This window comes from Pseudomonas sp. H3_C08, from assembly GCF_054669455.1.
The window spans coordinates 3,205,001-3,223,282 of record NZ_CP162803.1 but is presented as its reverse complement, the minus strand read 5'-3'; the positions used below and the strand labels follow the sequence as shown (position 1 = coordinate 3,223,282).

The 18,282-nt window shown below is 59.5% G+C and carries 20 protein-coding genes; 8 read left to right on the top strand and 12 right to left on the bottom strand.

What is annotated here, in order from left to right:
* Positions 1–152 precede the first annotated feature (152 nt).
* A complete protein-coding gene (gene leuC, locus AB4N74_RS14720) occupies positions 153–1,571 on the top strand; it encodes a 3-isopropylmalate dehydratase large subunit (protein ID WP_460101004.1) in 1,419 nt (472 codons plus the stop codon).
* Positions 1,568–2,182 carry a 3-isopropylmalate dehydratase small subunit gene (gene leuD, locus AB4N74_RS14715; RefSeq protein ID WP_460101001.1) on the top strand — a complete coding sequence of 205 codons (615 nt, stop codon included), beginning with the start codon at positions 1,568–1,570 and terminating at the stop codon, positions 2,180–2,182. Before leuC ends, leuD begins: the two co-directional genes overlap by 4 nt.
* Positions 2,183–2,307: 125 nt before the next feature.
* On the opposite strand, the gene AB4N74_RS14710 is transcribed toward leuD, so the two are convergent.
* The 4 genes from AB4N74_RS14710 to soxR form a co-directional block, all read right to left on the bottom strand.
* A complete protein-coding gene (locus AB4N74_RS14710; protein WP_257355683.1) occupies positions 2,308–3,222 on the bottom strand; it encodes a LysR substrate-binding domain-containing protein in 915 nt (304 codons plus the stop codon).
* A gap of 61 nt (positions 3,223–3,283) precedes the next feature.
* Positions 3,284–4,159, bottom strand: a complete 876-nt coding sequence (locus AB4N74_RS14705; RefSeq protein ID WP_460100998.1) for an alpha/beta fold hydrolase — start codon at positions 4,157–4,159, stop codon at positions 3,284–3,286.
* 249 nt (positions 4,160–4,408) lie between these two features.
* Positions 4,409–4,867: a VOC family protein gene (locus AB4N74_RS14700; RefSeq protein WP_093435014.1), complete on the bottom strand. Its 459-nt coding sequence runs from the start codon at positions 4,865–4,867 to the stop codon at positions 4,409–4,411.
* Between the two features lie 105 nt (positions 4,868–4,972).
* Positions 4,973–5,425, bottom strand: a complete 453-nt coding sequence (gene soxR, locus AB4N74_RS14695; protein WP_257355681.1) for a redox-sensitive transcriptional activator SoxR — start codon at positions 5,423–5,425, stop codon at positions 4,973–4,975.
* 93 nt (positions 5,426–5,518) lie between these two features.
* Between soxR and AB4N74_RS14690 the strand changes: the two genes are divergently transcribed.
* A complete protein-coding gene (locus tag AB4N74_RS14690) occupies positions 5,519–5,872 on the top strand; it encodes an antibiotic biosynthesis monooxygenase (RefSeq protein WP_093435009.1) in 354 nt (117 codons plus the stop codon).
* Here the strand turns inward: AB4N74_RS14690 and AB4N74_RS14685 are convergent.
* The 4 genes from AB4N74_RS14685 to msuE are packed head-to-tail and all read right to left on the bottom strand — an operon-like array spanning position 5,869 to position 9,971.
* A complete protein-coding gene (locus AB4N74_RS14685; RefSeq protein ID WP_099756810.1) occupies positions 5,869–6,972 on the bottom strand; it encodes a sigma-54 interaction domain-containing protein in 1,104 nt (367 codons plus the stop codon). The genes AB4N74_RS14690 and AB4N74_RS14685 overlap by 4 nt on opposite strands.
* 36 nt (positions 6,973–7,008) lie before the next feature.
* Positions 7,009–8,196, bottom strand: coding sequence for an acyl-CoA dehydrogenase family protein (locus tag AB4N74_RS14680; RefSeq protein ID WP_116256569.1), 1,188 nt, complete (start codon positions 8,194–8,196; stop codon positions 7,009–7,011).
* A 55-nt stretch (positions 8,197–8,251) separates the two neighbouring features.
* Entirely contained in the window at positions 8,252–9,397 is a 1,146-nt protein-coding gene (gene ssuD, locus AB4N74_RS14675; RefSeq protein WP_007949711.1) for an FMNH2-dependent alkanesulfonate monooxygenase, read from the bottom strand.
* Between the two features lie 10 nt (positions 9,398–9,407).
* Entirely contained in the window at positions 9,408–9,971 is a 564-nt protein-coding gene (msuE, locus tag AB4N74_RS14670; protein ID WP_093434995.1) for an FMN reductase, read from the bottom strand.
* 390 nt (positions 9,972–10,361) lie between these two features.
* On the opposite strand from msuE, the gene AB4N74_RS14665 reads away from it, so the two are divergent.
* From AB4N74_RS14665 to AB4N74_RS14650, 4 genes are all read left to right on the top strand, one after another.
* A complete protein-coding gene (locus AB4N74_RS14665; protein ID WP_093434993.1) occupies positions 10,362–10,619 on the top strand; it encodes a hypothetical protein in 258 nt (85 codons plus the stop codon).
* A gap of 101 nt (positions 10,620–10,720) precedes the next feature.
* Entirely contained in the window at positions 10,721–11,335 is a 615-nt protein-coding gene (locus tag AB4N74_RS14660) for a LysE family translocator (RefSeq protein WP_116256570.1), read from the top strand.
* Between the two features lie 205 nt (positions 11,336–11,540).
* Positions 11,541–12,707, top strand: a complete 1,167-nt coding sequence (locus AB4N74_RS14655; RefSeq protein WP_460100991.1) for an aminotransferase class V-fold PLP-dependent enzyme — start codon at positions 11,541–11,543, stop codon at positions 12,705–12,707.
* 56 nt (positions 12,708–12,763) lie between these two features.
* Entirely contained in the window at positions 12,764–14,572 is a 1,809-nt protein-coding gene (locus AB4N74_RS14650; RefSeq protein ID WP_116256571.1) for an aminopeptidase P family protein, read from the top strand.
* 43 nt (positions 14,573–14,615) lie between these two features.
* On the opposite strand, the gene AB4N74_RS14645 is transcribed toward AB4N74_RS14650, so the two are convergent.
* Together AB4N74_RS14645 and AB4N74_RS14640 are read right to left on the bottom strand one after the other, a co-directional pair.
* The gene (locus tag AB4N74_RS14645) at positions 14,616–15,212 is read right to left on the bottom strand and encodes a 2-hydroxychromene-2-carboxylate isomerase (protein WP_460100988.1); all 597 of its coding nucleotides are present in this window, start codon (positions 15,210–15,212) and stop codon (positions 14,616–14,618) included.
* Positions 15,213–15,247: 35 nt separating this feature from the next.
* Positions 15,248–15,976 (bottom strand): SDR family oxidoreductase, encoded by a 729-nt coding sequence (locus AB4N74_RS14640; RefSeq protein ID WP_093434984.1) that lies wholly within the window; start codon positions 15,974–15,976, stop codon positions 15,248–15,250.
* A gap of 91 nt (positions 15,977–16,067) precedes the next feature.
* Here AB4N74_RS14640 and AB4N74_RS14635 point away from each other — a divergent pair, with 91 nt between their 5' ends.
* Positions 16,068–16,631 carry a TetR/AcrR family transcriptional regulator gene (locus tag AB4N74_RS14635; RefSeq protein WP_460100984.1) on the top strand — a complete coding sequence of 188 codons (564 nt, stop codon included), beginning with the start codon at positions 16,068–16,070 and terminating at the stop codon, positions 16,629–16,631.
* Between the two features lies 1 nt (position 16,632).
* Here the strand turns inward: AB4N74_RS14635 and AB4N74_RS14630 are convergent, their stop codons facing one another.
* Both AB4N74_RS14630 and rhtA read right to left on the bottom strand, forming a co-directional pair.
* Positions 16,633–16,914, bottom strand: a complete 282-nt coding sequence (locus AB4N74_RS14630; RefSeq protein WP_093434980.1) for a hypothetical protein — start codon at positions 16,912–16,914, stop codon at positions 16,633–16,635.
* A gap of 168 nt (positions 16,915–17,082) precedes the next feature.
* Complete coding sequence (gene rhtA, locus AB4N74_RS14625; RefSeq protein ID WP_095048642.1) at positions 17,083–17,970, bottom strand: threonine/homoserine exporter RhtA; 888 nt, start codon at positions 17,968–17,970, stop codon at positions 17,083–17,085.
* Between the last annotated feature and the right edge of the window lie 312 nt (positions 17,971–18,282).

The window sequence follows — 18,282 nt, the reverse complement described above, 5'->3', positions numbered from 1 at the left end:
ACCGCATTCGCGAGCAGGCTCGCTCCCACAGGGTCTCGCTGATCGGCAGATCAAACACGATTCATGGATGACGCCATCACTGTCTGCCAATTGATGGCCGACCCGCGCTCCCTATGATGGGGATCACCTGATTTCCCTGAGTGAGCGCCTTGATGACCGCCAGAACCCTCTATGACAAACACATCGATTCGCACACGGTATGCCGCCTCGACGATCAGGGTCATGTCCTGTTGTATATCGATCGTCAGGTGATCAACGAATACACCAGCCCGCAGGCTTTCAGCGGTTTGCGCGCGGCCGGGCGCGATGTCTGGCGGCCGGCCACGGCGCTGGCGGTGGTCGATCACGTCAACCCGACCACGCCTGTGCGCATCGCAGCAATGCCCGACGCCGGCGGCGCGCGGCAAGTGTCGTATCTGGCGGAGAACTGCCGGGACTTCGGCATCGAGTTGCTGGACATCCTCGACAAGCGTCAGGGCATCGAACACGTTATCGCCCCCGAGCAGGGCTTTATTCTGCCCGGTATGGTCATTGCCGCTGGCGACAGCCACACCACCACTTATGGCGCACTCGGTGCTTTCGGTTTCGGCATCGGCACCTCCGAGATCGAACACCTGCTGGCTTCGCAGACGCTGGTCTACAAACGACTGAAAAGCCTGCGCGTGACCGTCGACGGCGAGTTGGCGCCGGGTTTGACCTCGAAAGACGTGATCATGGCCCTGATCGGCCGCATCGGTGCTTCCGGAGCCAGCGGTTACGCGATCGAATTCTGCGGCTCGACCATTGATGCCCTCAGCGTTGAAGCGCGCATGACCATTTGCAACATGGCCGTCGAGGCTGGAGCGCGCGGCGCATTCATGGCCCCGGATGACAAAGTCTTCGCCTATCTCAAGGGCAAGCCGCGAACGCCGCAAGGAGAGCTATGGGAACAAGGCGTGAAGAAGTGGCGCGAACTGCGCAGTGATCCCGGTGCGCGGTTTGACCGCGAGATTCACCTCGACGCCAGCGTCCTGGAACCGATGGTCACCTGGGGCACCAGCCCCGATCAGGCCGCTGCAATCGGTGCGCGGGTGCCGGATCCGCAAGCGATCAGCGATCCGGTCCTGCGTCAGGACATGCGTCGCGCCCTCAGTTACATGGGCCTCGAAGCGGGTATGGCGCTCAGCGACATTGTTATCAGCCACGCCTTTATCGGCTCGTGCACCAACGCGCGGATAGAAGACCTGCGCGATGCCGCCAGCGTCGTGCGCGGTCAGCAAGTGGCCGGACATGTGCGGGCGATGATCGTCCCCGGCTCCAGCGAAGTTCGCGCTCAGGCCGAGGCCGAAGGGCTGGCGCAGATCTTTATCGATGCCGGATTCGAGTGGCGTCAGTCCGGCTGCTCGATGTGCCTGGCGATGAACGACGACGTACTTGCGCCCGGCGACCGCTGCGCGTCGAGTACCAACCGCAATTTCGAAGGCCGTCAGGGCGCCGGTGCGCGCACTCATTTGATGAGCCCGGCCATGGTCGCCGCTGCTGCGATCTGCGGTCGACTCACCGATATCCGCCAATTTGGAGAACGCCCATGAGCCTGCAACCCTTCACCCACGTCAGCGGTCGGGCCGCACCGTTACTGGCGGCCAACGTCGACACGGACGTGATCATGCCCAAGCAATTCCTCAAAGGCATTGATCGCCAAGGACTCGATCGCGGGCTGTTTTTCGATCTGCGGTTTCTGCGCGATGGCAGCCCCGATCCCGATTTTGTGTTGAACAAATCGACATGGCAGGGCGCGAGTTTTCTAGTAGTCGGAGCGAATTTTGGCTGCGGTTCCAGCCGTGAACACGCGGTGTGGGGTTTACAGCAGATGGGCATCCGCGCATTGATCGGCAGCAGTTTTGCCGGGATCTTCTACGACAATTGCCAGCGTAACGGGGTGTTGTTGATCACGCTGGAGGAGGCGCAGGTGCAACGCATCGGACAACTTGTCAGTGAGCCTGAAACGGCGCGGATCGCTATTGATCTGCAGGCTCAGCAGATCAGTCTGGCGGATGGCACGGTGATCGAGTTCCAGATTGATACCCTGCGCAAAACCGCACTGCTGCTCGGCCTGGATGCCATCGGCAGCACCCTGCAACGGCGCGAACAGATCAAGATCTTCGAGCGCGAGCATTTGGCCAACAACCCTTGGCTGTCCTGACCCACCGCTGATCCCTTGTGGGAGCGAGCCTGCTCGCGATAGCGGTGTGTCAGACACAGCAACTTTGACAGATCCACCGCTATCGCGAGCAGGCTCACTCCTACAGGGGGGAGTGGTGTTTTGGGCTACAGCGACAATCCTTTGAAATGCGCCTGCAAAAACTCCACACACGCGCGCAATTTGCCGGAATGTGCCAGCCGCGTCGGGTACACCGCCCAGACATTGGCGCTCTGGCTGTAATCGTCGAGCACCTGCACCAAGCGTCCTTGCTCCAGTAGCGGCTTCACATCCCACAGCGAGCGCAACAACACCCCGCGCCCATCCAGCGCCCATTGCAAAACGATTTCGCCGTTGTTTGACGATAACGGCCCGCTGACCCGCACGCTTTCTTGTCTGCCGTCGCGATCCAGATTCCAGATCCCAAAGGCGTTGTCGCGCTCCTTGATCACCAGGCAATCGTGCTGTTGCAGTTCGTCCAGCGTCTGCGGTGTGCCGCGACGTTGCAGATAACCGGGAGCGGCGCACAGTACCCGCCGGTTACTGACCAGGCGTCGACCGATGTGCTGGCCGGGCAGGTCATCGCCGACGCGGATTTCCAGATCGAAGCCTTCGTTGATGATGTCCACCACCCGGTCAAACAGGTCGAGGCGAATCTCCAGGTCTGGATAACGTTCGGCCAGCAACGACACCGCCGGGGCTACGTGATTGCGACCGAAACCGAAACTGCTGCAAATGTGCAAACGCCCACGCGGGCTGCCGTGGGCGTCGGAGAGTTCATCGTGCAACTGCTGGAAATCATCGAGAATGCGCAACGCCCAGCGCTGCACGCGCTCGCCGTCCTCGGTCAGCGAGACGCGACGGCTGGTGCGGTGCAACAGACGCGTGCCGAGGGTGGTTTCGAGAATCTGGATGCGTTTGCTGACGTAGGCCGGTGACAGGCCTAGTTCATCTGCTGCAGCGGCAAAGCCGTTTTTGCGGATTACGGTGAGCAGTACGCGCAGGTCTTCGGGCAGGGGCACGGTGTCTTTCTTCTGGGACATGTCAAAAACGAACACTGGCGGCAGAAGCCGCCAGCATAGCACCGAGATCCAGTGTCTCCGCTCAGCGCAAAAAGGCCAATGCTTCGGCGAGCAACGGTTCGGGGATTTCTTCGGCAATGTAATGGCCAGCGGGCAAGGCCTGGCCGCTGACGTTGGTCGCCACTTGCTGCCACTCCTTGAGCGGATCGAAGCAGCGTCCGACCGTGCCTTCGGCGCCCCACAACACGCGCAGCGGTAGATTCAGCTGATGCCCGGCGGCGATGTCGGCGCGATCGTGCGCAAGATCGATGCCGGCGCTGGCGCGATAGTCTTCGCAGATGCCGCGAGCGCTGCCCGGTCGTTGCAGGCAGCGTAGGTATTCGCCAAAGGCTTCATCGGTAAACGGCTTGAGTCCTGCGCTGCGGCTGCCCATTACGCTGCGCAGATAGCCTTCCGGATCCGCTTTGATCAGGGTTTCCGGCAGTGGTGCCGGGCGGATCAGGAAGAACCAGTGCCAATACGCGCGGGCGAAGGCTTCGTTGGTTTGCGTATACATCGACAGGGTCGGGGCGATGTCGAGCAGCATCATGCGCTGCACGGCGTTCGGGTGATCAAGCGCGAGACGATGGGCGACCCGCGCGCCACGGTCGTGAGCGAGAATCGAAAACTGTTCGAAGCCCAGCGCCTGCATCAACTCGACATTGTCGCGGGCCATTTCGCGTTTCGAGTAATGGGCGTGCAGCTCATCAGCGGCCGGGCGACTGCTGTCGCCGTAACCGCGCAGGTCGGCGGCGACCACGGTGAAGTGTTCGGCCAGTTGTTCGGCAATCTTGTGCCAGATCACATGGGTCTGCGGGTGCCCGTGCAACAGCAACAGGCCCGGGCCGCTGCCGCCGAGGCGGTAGGCAATGTCGACGCCGTTGACGTGACGCTGGTCTTTGCGGAATCCGGCAAACATCGGGCTGATCCTTTTTCAGGGTTCTGGTTGGCTGCATCCTGAAATCGTCCGGCGTTCGCGGCAAGGGGCAAAGCGTGGTCGGCAGGTTCATGAAGTGTGTTGATGGGGTTATGTGTTTTCGGTGCCGGCCCCTTCGCGAGCAAGCTCGCTCCCACAGTAGTTTCCGGTGTGACGATTATCTATGCCACCCAACGAAACCCTGTGGAAGCGAGCCTGCTCGCGAAGAGGCCAGTCCAGACACTGAAATGCTCAACCCTGCTGAAACATCTCCATCGCCCGCTGCTTGATCTGTTCTTCAGTCAGATCTTCCTTGCGCGAGGCCAGAAACCACAGATGCCCATACGGATCCTTCAACGTGCCGCTGCGATCACCGTAAAACTGATCCTTGACCTCGGACACCGTCGTCGCCCCCGCGTCCAGCGCGCGCTGAAAGGACTTGTCGACATCGGTCACGTACAGATGCAAACCAACTGACACGCTTTTATCAGGATTGCTCAACGGCCCCTGATCGCACGGCGAGCCGAGCATGATCGCGCTGTCGCCGATGCGCAGTTCGGCGTGGCCGATGCCGCCGTCGGGCATGGCCAGGCGCATGACTTCGGTGGCGCCGAAGGCTTTTTTATAGAAATCGATGGCCTCGGCCGCTTTGTGGATGCCGAGATACGGGGTAATGCTGTGATACCCCTCGGGGATGGGTTTGACGCTCATGACGTTCTCCCTGAATTGTTGTTCTATGGGACAGGACTCCACCGGATTTGTGGAAGATTCACTATAGAACTGTCCTCGCCGTGCAGGTTTTTGCCCGACGAGCAGTCAATCCTTTGGAAAGTGCGGCCCCGGGCCTTGTTCGCCGAGTACATCGCCCTGATTGCGCAGCGGGCAGGCCTCCATCGACAAACACCCGCAACCGATGCAGCCATTGAGCCGGTCACGCAGTAGCGTCAATTGTGCGATCCGTTCATCCAGCTCTCGGCGCCATTGCTCCGAGAGGGTTTTCCAGTCGGCCGCGCTGGGCGCACGATCATCCGGAAGGATTTTCAGCGCCTCGCCAATCTCCGCCAATGGAATCCCCAGCCGCTGCGCGACTTTGATCAACGCCACCCGGCGCAGCACTTCGCGCGGATAACGGCGCTGATTGCCGGCATTGCGCTGGCTCTTGATCAAGCCTTTGGACTCATAAAAGTGCAGGGCGGTGACGGCGACACCGCTGCGCGCCGCGACTTCGCCGACTGTTAACTGCTTGTGCACATTTTCTTTGCTGATCATCTGCAGACAGCTCTTGACCTTGACTTAACTAGAGGTTTTACCCTGCAGGTCTTCGAGTCGCAAGGCTCGTCTTACGCTGAGTGGGGGCATTCCATGAACAACCGCAGTTTTACCCAATTGATCGAATTTGAAATCGAACCACGCCAACAACCTGCGCTGGTGACTGCACTATCGAGGCAAACCGAGCGTCTGGCTCAGCGCTACGACGGTTTTGTCAGCGCCAGTGTGCAGGCCAGCGATGACGGCCGGCGCGTGCTGAGTTTTCTCCAATGGCAGACCCGCGAGGCAGGGGAGGCGGCGTTTCGCAGCTTTGAAAGCGGCGAGCAGGATTTCTGGCAACTGATTCACACCCATCAGGCGAAAACCATCACCTTCAATTCGTTTCAGGTGTTGAGCAGCATCGCCCGCAGTCCCGACGATGCGCTGCACTGCCACCTGGTCGGCTAGATCGACAGCTGGATCAAGCGCTCGCCTTGCAGATTTTCCGTGAGTCGCCGCTTGTTCACCGCCAGTTCGCCGATCTTGATCAGCCGCGTGCGGGTGACGTTGCGGCTCAGACCGAGCAGTGCTGCGGTGTGCACCTGGTTGTAATGGCAAAAGCGATACGCTGCGCGCAGCAAGGCGTCCTCGACTTTCTCGTGCAAAGCACCGGCCTGTTGCGCGAACAGTTTTTGAAAGGCCTGTTCCAGCAACGCTTCCGGTGAATCATCGGCGCTGCTGTGATGATCGTCCGGGCGCTCGATACGCAGGTTCGACAGGCGCAGATCATCGCGTTCGATCACGCCATTGCGGCAGATCAGCAGGGTGTGATGGATGACGTTTTCCAGTTCGCGAATGTTGCCCGGCCAACTGTAGCCACGCAGTTTGTGCTCGGCACCGGGGCTGATGCTGACGCGGCCATAACCGAGGCGCTGGCTGTAGGCCTCGATGAAATGGCGCGTGAGCGGGAGGATATCGCCGGGACGCTCACGCAACGGGCTCAATTCCAGATTGACCACGTTGAGGCGGTAATACAGATCCTCGCGGAAATGGCCGGCATTGATGGCCTTTTCCAGCTGCACGTTGGTCGCTGCCAGCACCCGCACATCGATGGGAATGCTTTTGCGCGAGCCCAGCCGCACCACTTCGCGCTCCTGCAACACCCGCAGCAACTTCACCTGAATCGCCATCGGCAGATCGCCGATCTCATCGAGAAACAAGGTGCCGCCGTCCGCCTCCTCGAACCATCCGGCCTTGGCACTCAGGGCGCCGGTGAACGCGCCTTTTTCATGACCGAATAATTCCGCTTCCACCAGCGACTCGGAAAACGCCCCGCAATTGACCGCGATAAACGGCCGATGACGGCGGTTGCTGAGGTTATGAATATGCCGCGCTACCAGCTCTTTGCCGGTGCCGGTCTCACCGATGATCAGCACACTGGCTTCGCTCGGCGCGACCTGTTGCAAATGCGCGAGCAGGGCCTGGGATTTCGGGTCTTCGAACACCTGCGCGGTGGCGCGGATCGACGTGGCGAGCGCGGGGGAGGGCGGTAGGGTCAGCAGTTGCATGGGCTCGTCCTTCTTTTTAGTTCAAATGCAGGCAGGTCAGGAATAGAAAGTCGGCACCGGCAGCGACTGGTTCAGCGCCCAGTCGCCCAGCTCATGGAGTTTGTAGTCCAGCGGGTCGTGCAGGGTTTGCGTGCGCAGGTTGCGCCAGTGACGATCGAGGCGCAGGGAAGCATGAGTGGAACGCGCGCCGGTCACTTCGAACAGACGGCTGCAAATCTCCAGGCCCTGACGGCTGGCGGCAACTTTCGCGGTAGCAATCGCTGTCGCGACTTGGCCGCGCTCCTCGGCACTGAGATTCGCACCCTTGGCCCAGGCTTCATCGAGCAATGCGGCCGCGCGTTCGACCAGCAGACGAATGCCTTCCAGCGCCACCCAGAACTCGCCGTAATGCGCGAGCACGTATGGATCTTCACGCACATCGCGCGCCGAGGATTTGTGCCAGAGCCGGGTTTCGCTGAGGGTGTATTGCCGCGCTTCTTCAAAGGCGCCTTCGGCAATCCCGAGAAACATATGCGTGAACGTCAGCTGCGCGATCAATGGCCGCAGGCAGGCGAACGGCGTGCTCAGCGGGCCGGGATCGAGGAGCAATTCCGACTCTTCGACGCGCACCCGTTCAAAGGTCGCGCTGCCGCTATCGGTCTGGCGCTGGCCGATGTTGTTCCAGTCGTTGTGCAGGGTGATTCCACTGCGGCCGCTGGGAATCGCCGCGATCAGCAATTTGCCGCCAGCGCTCTCATCGACGGCCGAGGCGATCAGCATTTGTGAGTCGCTGGCGCCGGAACAGAAGCTTTTCTTCCCGGAAAACTCGCGCCAGCCGCCGAGATCCTTGACCACGGTGCGAGTGTCGAGCGGGTTGAGCGCATTGCCCCAGAACCAGTTCTGCCGCGCGGTCTGTTCGAACCACGGCTGCCATTGTTCCGGCCGGGAAAACAGGCGCACGGTGGCGAGCATCAAATGATGAAAACCGAAAACGTGGGCGATCGAGCTGTCGACCTTGGCGAATTCACGAACGACCTGCAGGGTTTCACTCCAGCTCGCGCCGAGGCCGCCGTAGCGGGTGGGAATGCTCAGGGCCAGCAGGCCGCTGTCGCGCAGGGCATCGCGCTCGACTTTTGGCGTGCCACCACGTTCGTCACGCTCGACGGCGGTCAGGGCAAACTCGGCAGCCAGTTGGCGCGCGGTCTGCAATGGGGATAACAAAGTACTTTGCGGTTTGGCGGTCACACCAACACTCCTGAATTCACTCAGCCTGCGGCAGCTCTTACACAAGAGATCCGGTTTACGCCGAGGCTTTTGTGGGCAGCACATCATTGGCAATCATTTCGCCAAACGGCCCGGTCAGATTGGTCACGCCACGCCCGGCCAGACTCGCGTAAGGCTCGGGCAGCAGCGGGAACACCAGCTCGGCAAAGCGGTAAGCTTCTTCCAGATGCGGATAACCGGAGAAGATGAAACTCTCGATGCCCAGATCCGCGTATTCCTTGATCCGCGCCGCCACTTGCTGCGGATCGCCGACCAGCGCCGTACCGGCACCGCCACGCACCAGACCGACACCAGCCCACAGATTCGGAGCGATCTCGAGGTTATCGCGACGACCATCGTGCAAAGCCGCCATGCGCCGTTGACCTTCCGAGTCGAAGCGCGAGAAGGATTTCTGCGCGGCCTCAATAGTCTCGTCGCTGATGTGTTCGATCAGTTTGTCCGCCGCTTTCCACGCCTCTTCGGCGGTCTCGCGCACGATCACGTGTAAGCGGATGCCGAACTTCACCTTGCGCCCATGCCGCGCCGCTCGTTCGCGCACGTCGGCGAGTTTTTCTGCAACCGCGGCGGGTGGTTCGCCCCAGGTCAGATAGACATCGACCTGCTCGGCAGCCAGATCATGCGCGGCATCGGAGGAGCCGCCGAAGTACAGCGGCGGATAGGGTTTCTGCACGGGCGGATAGAGGGCTTTGGCGTTCTGCACCTTCAGGTGTTTGCCGTCGAAATCCACCGCCTCGCCCTGCAACACGCGGCGCCAGATTTTCAGGAATTCATCGGTGACTTCATAGCGCTCGGCGTGACTGAGAAAACTGCCGTCGCCACGGTTCTCGTCCGGATCGCCACCGGTCACGACGTTGATCAGCAAACGGCCGTTGGATAACCGGTCAAGCGTCGCAGCCATGCGCGCCGACACCGTCGGCGAGATGATTCCCGGACGGATCGCTACCAGATAACGCAGACGTTCGGTCAACGGCACCAGCGCCGAGGCGATCACCCAGGAGTCTTCGCAGGAGCGTCCGGTGGGGATCAGCACGCCGTGGTAGCCGAGGCTGTCAGCCGCCTGCGCCACTTGTTTCAGATAGTTGAGGGTGACCGGGCGCGCACCTTGGGTAGTGCCCAGATAGTGGCCATCACCGTGGGTCGGCAGGAACCAGAAAACATCCATGAACGGCTCCTCAGGCGATTTTCAGCAAAGGTTTGATTTGGGTGGCGAACAGCGGCGCTGCGCGTTCGGCCGCGAGGCGGATGCGCGCCTTCAACAGTTCGCTGGTGATCTGGTAATCGGCGAAGTCGGCTTCGGTGGCGTACACGCCGATTGGCAAAGTCATGGCCTGAAAGAAGCTGAACAGCGGCCGCAACTGGTGATCGAGCACCAGCGCATGGCGTTCGCTGCCGCCGGTAGCGGCGAGCAGCACTGGGGTGTCGATCAAGGCGTTGAGGTCGATCAGGTCGAACAAGTGCTTGAGCAGGCCCGGGTAGGAACCGCGATAAACCGGCGCGGCAACGATCAGCAGATCGGCCTGTTCAATGGCTTGCAACTCGGCTTCAACCTCTGCACTGAGTTCCTGACGCGACAGCGCGCCGCCGAGCGGGCGAGCGATATCACCGAGTTCGATCAAATGGCTTTCAATGGACAAGTGCTCGGCCAGTTCGGCGATCAAAGCTTGGGTCAGTACCAGGGTGCGGGACGGACGCCAGGTGCCGCCGGAGAGGGCGACGACTTTCAGGGGACGCGACATGATCAGTTCCTTTTTTCAACAGTTGCTCAGCGAGCAGTGAGTGAGTCACCGGGTCAGAGCAAGCGCTGTACCAAGTCCTGGAAGCCCCGGTTTACAAGGCGTTGAGCGTTAGCGCGGCGGTCACCCCTGTGAGTAGCAGGGCGCTTTGTTGAATCAGTGTTGGCTGAGCAACAGTTGCTGGAGCAACAGTGCTCAGCCCATGCAGGGAGTTATAAAGGCAGTTTGTTATTCTGTAAAAGAACGTTAATTGATATTTATAGATCGTTAAGAGATATGTGCCAGCACGTGTCGATTTCCTGATAGCCACTATTGAGAGCGTTGATTTCTGCGCAAGCGTGCCCGGGCGTAGCCTTTGTCCATCGACTCCCCATTGCTCGCCAGGACGCTCCCATGAATCGTTTACTGACTGTCTCCCTGTTGCTCGCTGTCTCCGTACTCGCCGGTTGTGCTGGACATGTATCACCGGAACTGCGCCCTTACACCGATGAAGAATCCCGCGAATTGGCGATGGAAGCACTGAATCGCAGCGGCTTGTCCTTCGACGAATACCACGCGAAAAAAGCCCAACTGCTCGGTCAGTCGCAGTTCGACAAGAAAGCTGAAATGAGTGCCGAACGTGCCGTACAGCTGCACGGTCGTCCTAGCTGAAAAAAAACTGTACTGCTGGAAGTTTTCCCCAACTGTCCGTGGGCTTGCCGGGCGGTGTGGGATAGGGTCTACACCTGAATGACCCTGATGGATTGCCTGCCATGAACCTCTCGCTTGACCTGCTGTTGGGCTTTGCCCTGTTTGCCCTTGTCACCTCGATTACGCCGGGGCCGAACAACACCATGTTGCTGGCATCGGGAGTTAATTTCGGCTTCAACCGCACCATCCCGCACATGCTCGGGATCACTTGCGGCTTCTTCGTTCTGGTCGTGGCCGTGGGCTTTGGCCTCGGTGCGGTGTTTCAGACCTACCCGATTCTCTACACGGTTCTGCGCTATGTTGGCGCGGCCTATCTGCTGTATCTGGCGTGGAAAATCGCTCACTCAGGACCGGTCGGCGACAGCGCCGAAGGCGAGTCCAAGCCGATCAGCTACCTCGGCGCCGCCGCGTTTCAGTGGGTCAATCCCAAGGCGTGGATCATGGCCATCGGGGCCATCAGCACCTACACGCCGATGCAGGGCTATTTCACCAATGTCGTGGTGATTGCCGCGGTGTTCGCCATCATCAACCTGCCCAGCGTCGGCGTCTGGGCGGCCTGCGGTACGTTGTTGCGCAATGTGCTGAAGGATCCGCGCTGGTTGCGCGTGTTCAACTGGGGCATGGCCGCATTGCTGGTGATTTCGCTGTACCCGTTACTTCTCGAAAGCTTTAGCTGACGCATCGCTTCAACCGCAGGCCGGATGCCTGTTAAGCTCGACTTCAGGAGCGTTCCTACGCACTTTTAAATGAAGTTGTTCTTCTTTAACGGCATCCGATCAGGTATTGATGACGCTCTCGAACCGACGCGCAGCTCACAAGGCTGCGCCGTGCCGTTTGCAGACACGAGCCTCCTGATCCCGGAACACGCTCTGCGAGTCATTTATGAACACACGTCCGTTGTATTTCGATTACGCCGCCACCACCCCGGTTGACGAGCGGGTCATCCAGGTGATGATCGAGTGTCTGGGGTTTCACGGTAACTTTGGCAACCCGGCTTCCAGCTCCCACGCGTTCGGCCAGCAAGCCCGACACACGGTCGAGCAGGCCCGCCGACAGGTCGCCGAACTGGTCGGCGCCAAGGCTGAGCAGATCGTCTGGACCTCCGGTGCCACCGAGTCCAATAACCTTGCCCTCAAAGGCGTGGCGCAGGCCCGCGGTGTCCCCGGCGGCCACATCATTACCAGTCAGATCGAACACAAAGCCATCCTCGATACCGCCCGCCAATTGCAGGACGCCGGCGTCGCCGCAACCTATCTGGTGCCGGATGTCGATGGCCTGATCACCCCGCAAGCGGTCAGTGAAGCCATGCGCGACGACACCTTTCTGGTGTCGCTGATGCTGGTCAACAACGAGTTGGGTACCGTCAATGATGTTCAAGCGATTGGCGAAGTGGTGCGTAGTCGCGAGGCGTTGTTCCATGTCGATGCGGCGCAGGGCGCTGGCAAAGTGGCCATCGATCTGGGGCAATGGCCGGTGGATCTGATGTCCTTCTCCGCACACAAACTCTACGGCCCCAAAGGCATTGGCGCGTTGTATGTCGGCCCACGGGCGCAGCAGCGGTTACAGGCGCAGATTCACGGCGGCGGACATGAAGGTGGCTTGCGCTCCGGGACGTTGGCGACGCACCAGATTGCCGGCATGGGCGCAGCGTTCGCGCTGGCCGCAGAGACGTTCGATGATGAGAAAAAAACGATCGTCGCGTTGCGTGAACGCTTGCTCGAACAACTGCTCAGCCTTCCGGGCGTACGTCTCAATGGTTGCGCCACTCAACGCATTCCGCACACCTTGAGCCTGACCTTCAGCGAAGGTGAATTCAACAGCGCGGCGTTGAGCCATTCGATTGCCTTTTCCGCGACCTCGGCCTGCAACTCGGCCAGTAACACGCCATCCCACGTGTTGTTGGCGCTGGGGCATGACGCGCACCTGGCCGGTCGCACCATTCGACTGAGCCTCGGCCGCTTCACCACCGCCGAAGATATCGATAAGGCCGTGCAACTGATCAAGACCGCCTGCGCCAGTGCTCCGGCATTCTGGGCGACCGGGCTTTAAACGAGCCGACCTCTCGGCTACGAACAATAACGATGAAGTGATTAGCAGGAGACATGATGAGTACCCAGACCTCGACCGAAGGATCGGTGCCCCAGCGCCTGGCGCAGACCCGTGAACTGATGCGCCGTGAAGGCATTCATGCGCTGTTGGTGCCGTCCGCCGACCCGCACTTGTCGGAATACCTGCCGGGTTACTGGCAGGGCCGGCAGTGGTTGTCGGGCTTCCATGGTTCGGTCGGGACGTTGATCGTCACCGCTGATTTCGCTGGTGTCTGGGCCGACAGCCGTTATTGGGAGCAAGCGACCAAGGAGCTCAAGGGCAGCGGCATCGAACTGGTCAAACTGCAACCGGGTCAACCGAGTCCGCTGGACTGGCTGGCCGAGCAAACACCGGAAGGTGGTGTGGTCGCAGTTGACGGTGCGGTGATGGCCGTGGCGTCGGCGCGTACCCTGAGCAGCAAGCTGGAAGCACGCGGTGCGCGCCTGCGTACCGATATCGATCTGCTGCAGGAAGTCTGGAGCGATCGTCCGGGCCTGCCGAATGCACCGATCTATCAGCATCTGCCACCGCAGGCGACGGTCAGCCGTGGCGAGAAACTCGCCAAACTGCGCGAAACTTTGCGGGAGCGCGGGGCCGACTGGCATTTCATCGCCACCCTCGACGACATTGCCTGGCTGTTCAACCTGCGCGGCGGCGATGTGTCGTTCAACCCGGTGTTTGTTTCGTTTGCCTTGATCGATCAGCATCAGGCGACGTTGTTCGTGGCGCTGAGCAAAGTTGATGGCGAATTGCGCGCAGTGCTGGAACAGGATGGCGTAACGCTGCGTGATTACAGCGAAGTCGCTGATGCCCTGCGTGCCGTTCCGAGTGGCGCGAGCTTGCTGGTCGATCCGGCACGAGTGACCAGCGGTTTACTGGATAATCTCGACAGCGCAGTGAAACTGGTCGAAGGCTTGAACCCGACCACGCTGGCCAAATCGCAGAAAAGTGAAGCCGATGCTCAACACATCCGCCAAGCGATGGAACAGGACGGTGCGGCGCTGTGCGAATTCTTTGCCTGGCTGGAATCTGCGTGGGGCCGCGAACGTATCACCGAACTGACCATCGATGAGAAGCTCACCGCTGCCCGCGAACGTCGTCCGGATTATGTATCGCTGAGTTTCAACACCATCGCCGCGTTCAACGCCAATGGCGCCATGCCGCATTACCACGCGACCGAAGAAGAACACGCGGTGATTGAGGGTGACGGCTTGCTGCTGATCGACTCGGGTGGACAGTACCTGGGCGGCACCACGGACATCACGCGGATGGTGCCGGTCGGTACGCCGAGCGAAGAGCAGAAGCGTGATTGCACGCGCGTGCTCAAGGGCGTGATCGCGCTGTCGCGCGCGCAGTTCCCGAAAGGCATTCTCTCGCCGCTGCTGGACGCCATCGCCCGTGCGCCGATCTGGGCCGACAGCGTGGATTACGGCCACGGCACCGGTCACGGCGTTGGCTATTTCCTCAATGTCCATGAAGGCCCGCAGGTGATTGCCTATCAGGCCGCGCCGGCACCGCAGACGGCCATGCAGCCGGGGATGATCACGTCGATCGAGCCGGGTACATATCGTCCGGGCCGTTGGGGTGTGCGTATCGAGAACCTGGCGATGAACCGCGAGGCGGGTAGCAGCGAATTCGGTGAATTCCTCAAGTTTGAAACCTTGACGCTGTGCCCGATCGATACCCGATGCCTGCTGCCGGCGCTGCTGACTGAGGAAGAGAAACAATGGTTCAACACCTACCACACAGAAGTGCGTGAGCGCTTGAGTCCGTTGCTTGAGGGTGCTGCGCTGGAATGGTTGAACACCCGTACTGCCGCCATCTGACTGGTTGCAATTCAGGCGCTGTTACCAGCGCCTGAATGATCGCCTAGCCCTGGCGCAGGGCTTCTTCAACGAAGTCGAGCCGATCCTGGCCGAAGAACAGCTGATTACCGATGAACATGCTCGGTGCGCCGAACACGCCGCGTTTAACCGCCGTTTCGGTGTTCTCCTTAAGCGCTGCTTTGACAGATTCATCGTTGCTCAGCGCCAGAACTTCCTGCGGGTCGAAACCGTGTTCGCTCAGTACGGCGGCGACAGTCGCGGGCTCGTCGAGGCTGCGTCCTTCAACCCACAGCGCCGTGAACAGACAATCGATAAACGCCTCAAAGCGTTCTGGCTGACGTAATTGGATACCCGTGACCGCACGCATCAGCATCAGTGTGTTGATCGGGAAATGCGGATTGAATCTCAGCGGCACCCCGTAGCGTTTCGCGTAGCGATCCAGATCCTGAAACATATACCGACCCTTCGCCGGAATCATTGCCGGTGACGCGTTGCCGGTTGCCTTGAATACGCCACCGAGCAGCATCGGGATGTAAATCAGTTCACTGTTCGTCTCGGCACAAATCTTCGGCAATTGGGTGTAGGCCAGATAGGTGGCAGGGCTGCCAAGGTCGAAATAGAACTCCACGGTTTTAGCCATTTTCGCGTCTCTGTCATTATTGTTATGGCGTTGGCTTACCAGCGTTCATTCCAGGGGCGCAGATCCAGCTCGAACGACCAGGCATCCCGCGGCTGACTGTGTAGATACCAGTAGTTCTCGGCGATGTGCTCGGGATTGAGGATGCCATCCTGATCTTTGGTCGCGTACTTTTCCGGAAAACCGTTGCGAATGAAATCGGTGTCGATCGCTCCATCGACCACCACATGGGCGACGTGGATGTTCATCGGCCCAAGTTCCCGCGCCATGCTTTGCGCCAGTGCGCGGATACCGTGCTTGGCACCGGCGAAGGCGGCGAATCCGGAAGCACCGCGAAGTCCGGCGGTAGCACCGGTGAAGAGAATCGTGCCGCGATTGCGCGTGACCATGCGTTTGGCCACTTCACGGGCATTGAGGAAGCCTGAGAAACAGGCCATTTCCCAGATCTTGAAATACTTGCGTGCGGTTTCTTCAAGAATGCTGCACGGCACATTGGCGCCGATATTGAACACAAAAGCTTCGATCGGACCGAGGCGAGTCTCGATGTCTTCAATCAGAGCGATTACGTCTTCTTCTTTGCGCGCATCGCAGGCAAAACCGTGGGCTTCACCGCCTTCAGCCTTGATCGCGTCCACCAGCGGCTGCAATTTGTCGGCGCTGCGTCGGGTGACGCAGGCGATGAATCCTTCTTTGGCAAAACGCTTGGCAATCGCCCCTCCCGTGGCATCGCCAGCGCCAACCACTAATACGACCTTCTTGTTATTCATGGGTAGATGCCTTTATTAAACGATCGTTAAGTGAACGAACGTTATGCTAGGATCCAGACCACGTCAAGGCAGTCGATTCGAGGGCAAACACATGCGTTACTCCGCCAGTCACAAGTTGGAAACCCGGGAAAAGCTATTGCAGAGCAGCTCGCTGTCAGCAAAGCGTTCGGGGTTTTCCACGGTAGGCGTCGATGGCTTGATGAAGGCTATCGGATTGAGTGGCGCGGCGTTCTACAGTTACTTTTCGTCGAAGGATGCGTTGTTCACTGCCGTCGTCGAGCGCGAGTTGGGTCAAAGCCTTGAACGATTGGGCGGAGAGGGCACGCGGGATCGTGAGCGACTGGAGCGCTGTCTCAAGCACTACCTGAGCATGGCTCACGTAGAGCAACCTGAGGCCGGTTGCGCGTTGCCGGCGTTGGGCGCAGAAATTGCTCGATCGGATGTTCGGGTGCGCGAGCAGGCCGAGCTGTGGATTTGCCGGCTTCAGGAGCGTTGGGCACAGATACTTGAGAGCGAGACCCTGGCGTGGTCGGTGCTGTCGCAATGCGTTGGGGCATTGGTGGTGGCGCGCATGTTGGCCACGCCGGACGTTCAGCAAGCGGTGCTGAAGTCCAGCCATGAAGAAATTGGCCGGCAGATTGCCGCGCAGCGCTGATCTATTTACAGATGACAATCATGCTGCGACTGGTGTAGCCCGCAGGATTGAGACCGAACGGGTAATCGCCGGGCTCTTCGACGGTGTCACCGGATTTGGCGATGACCTTATAGCCTTTCGGCAAGCAAGCATTGGCGGCGCTGGCGTAGCATTTGTCCCAGGAGGACGATAGCCCTGAGCAGTTGATGTGCAGCCCTTTTTTTCCGCGTTTTACCTTGGTTTCCGAAGTCGCCGCACAACCCGCAATAGCCAGTATGGCGATCAGTATCAAAATTCGTTTCATTACCGTCCTTATAGCGGCCACGAGTCTAATGCCCGGGTTTGCCTGTGTTCGCCTGCGCTCTAAGCGTTTTGAAATCCCTGTCCGAAAAAATCCATGTCTGGCATTGGGTTACAGGTCTAAACATGGCCTAAATACGCACCAATTGCCAGACCTTCGTCAAAACCTCTTTCAATCAGCCGCTATTGCAGGCTTCGCGGCGCTACCCATGGTCATGGTTGCGCCGACAGACGCCAGAATAATGCACAGGATCGCCATCCATTGTGACAGTGTGAGGAATTCGTGCAGAAACAGCAGGCCCGATAAGGCTCCGAAAGCCGGTTCGATACTCATCAGTGTGCCGAATGTCCGTGCCGGCATGCGGGTAAGGGCGACCATCTCCAGTGTGTAGGGCAGGGCGGTGGATAGAATGGCGACGCCAATGGCAATGGGAATCAGGGAGGGGGTCAAAAGCGCTGAGCCAGCATGCACGATGCCAATAGGGGCCACGAACAATGCCGCGATCATTACGCCTAATGCTGCGGTCGTCACACCGTTATCGGCACCTGCCTTCTGGCCGAACAGGATATATAGCGCCCAACAGATACCTGCTCCCAATGCATACCCAGCACCGACCAGATCGATTCCGGCGCTGGTGGCACCTGTTGGAATCAGCAACATCAATCCCGCGGCGGCGAGAGCGATCCAGAGAAAGTCGATGGCACGACGGGAGGCATAGATGGCTACAGCCAGCGGCCCGGTGAACTCAAGGGCAACGGCAATCCCCAGCGGCACAGTGCGCAATGACATATAGAAGAGGAAGTTCATTCCGCCTAGAGCCATGCCGTAAACGATGACCGTGCGTAGCGACTTGGCGGTCAGCCTGGCTCGCCAGGGACGCAGTATCAACAGCATGATGACACTGGCAAAGATCAGCCGCAGCGTAGTGGTTCCCTGAGCGCCAACGATGGGGAACATGCTTTTGGCAAGTGAGGCGCCGGACTGGATTGATGCCATGGCTATTAATAGCAGGCCAACCGGGAACAGCATTGAGGCAAGAGAGCGTGGCTGGTCATTCATTGCGCGGCATCGTCCAAGGTAAAAAAGCAGGGTTTTATTTTGATAGTGGGCAATATACTGCGCATTCGTTGCCATCACGTCTATATAAAGGCCGTCTTTTCCGCCTATCGATAGAAAAGTGAAATTAACGGTTGACGGCAGATTCAGGATGTCTATAATTCGCCCCACTTCCGGCGCAGTCGAAACGGAAAACTCCTTGAGATTCAATGAGTTATGTAGGTTTCGGCGGCAGGTTGCTTCAGTTCATCGAAGCCAGAAGGAAGTTGAAAAAGAGGTGTTGACAACAGCGTGTAACGCTGTAGAATTCGCCTC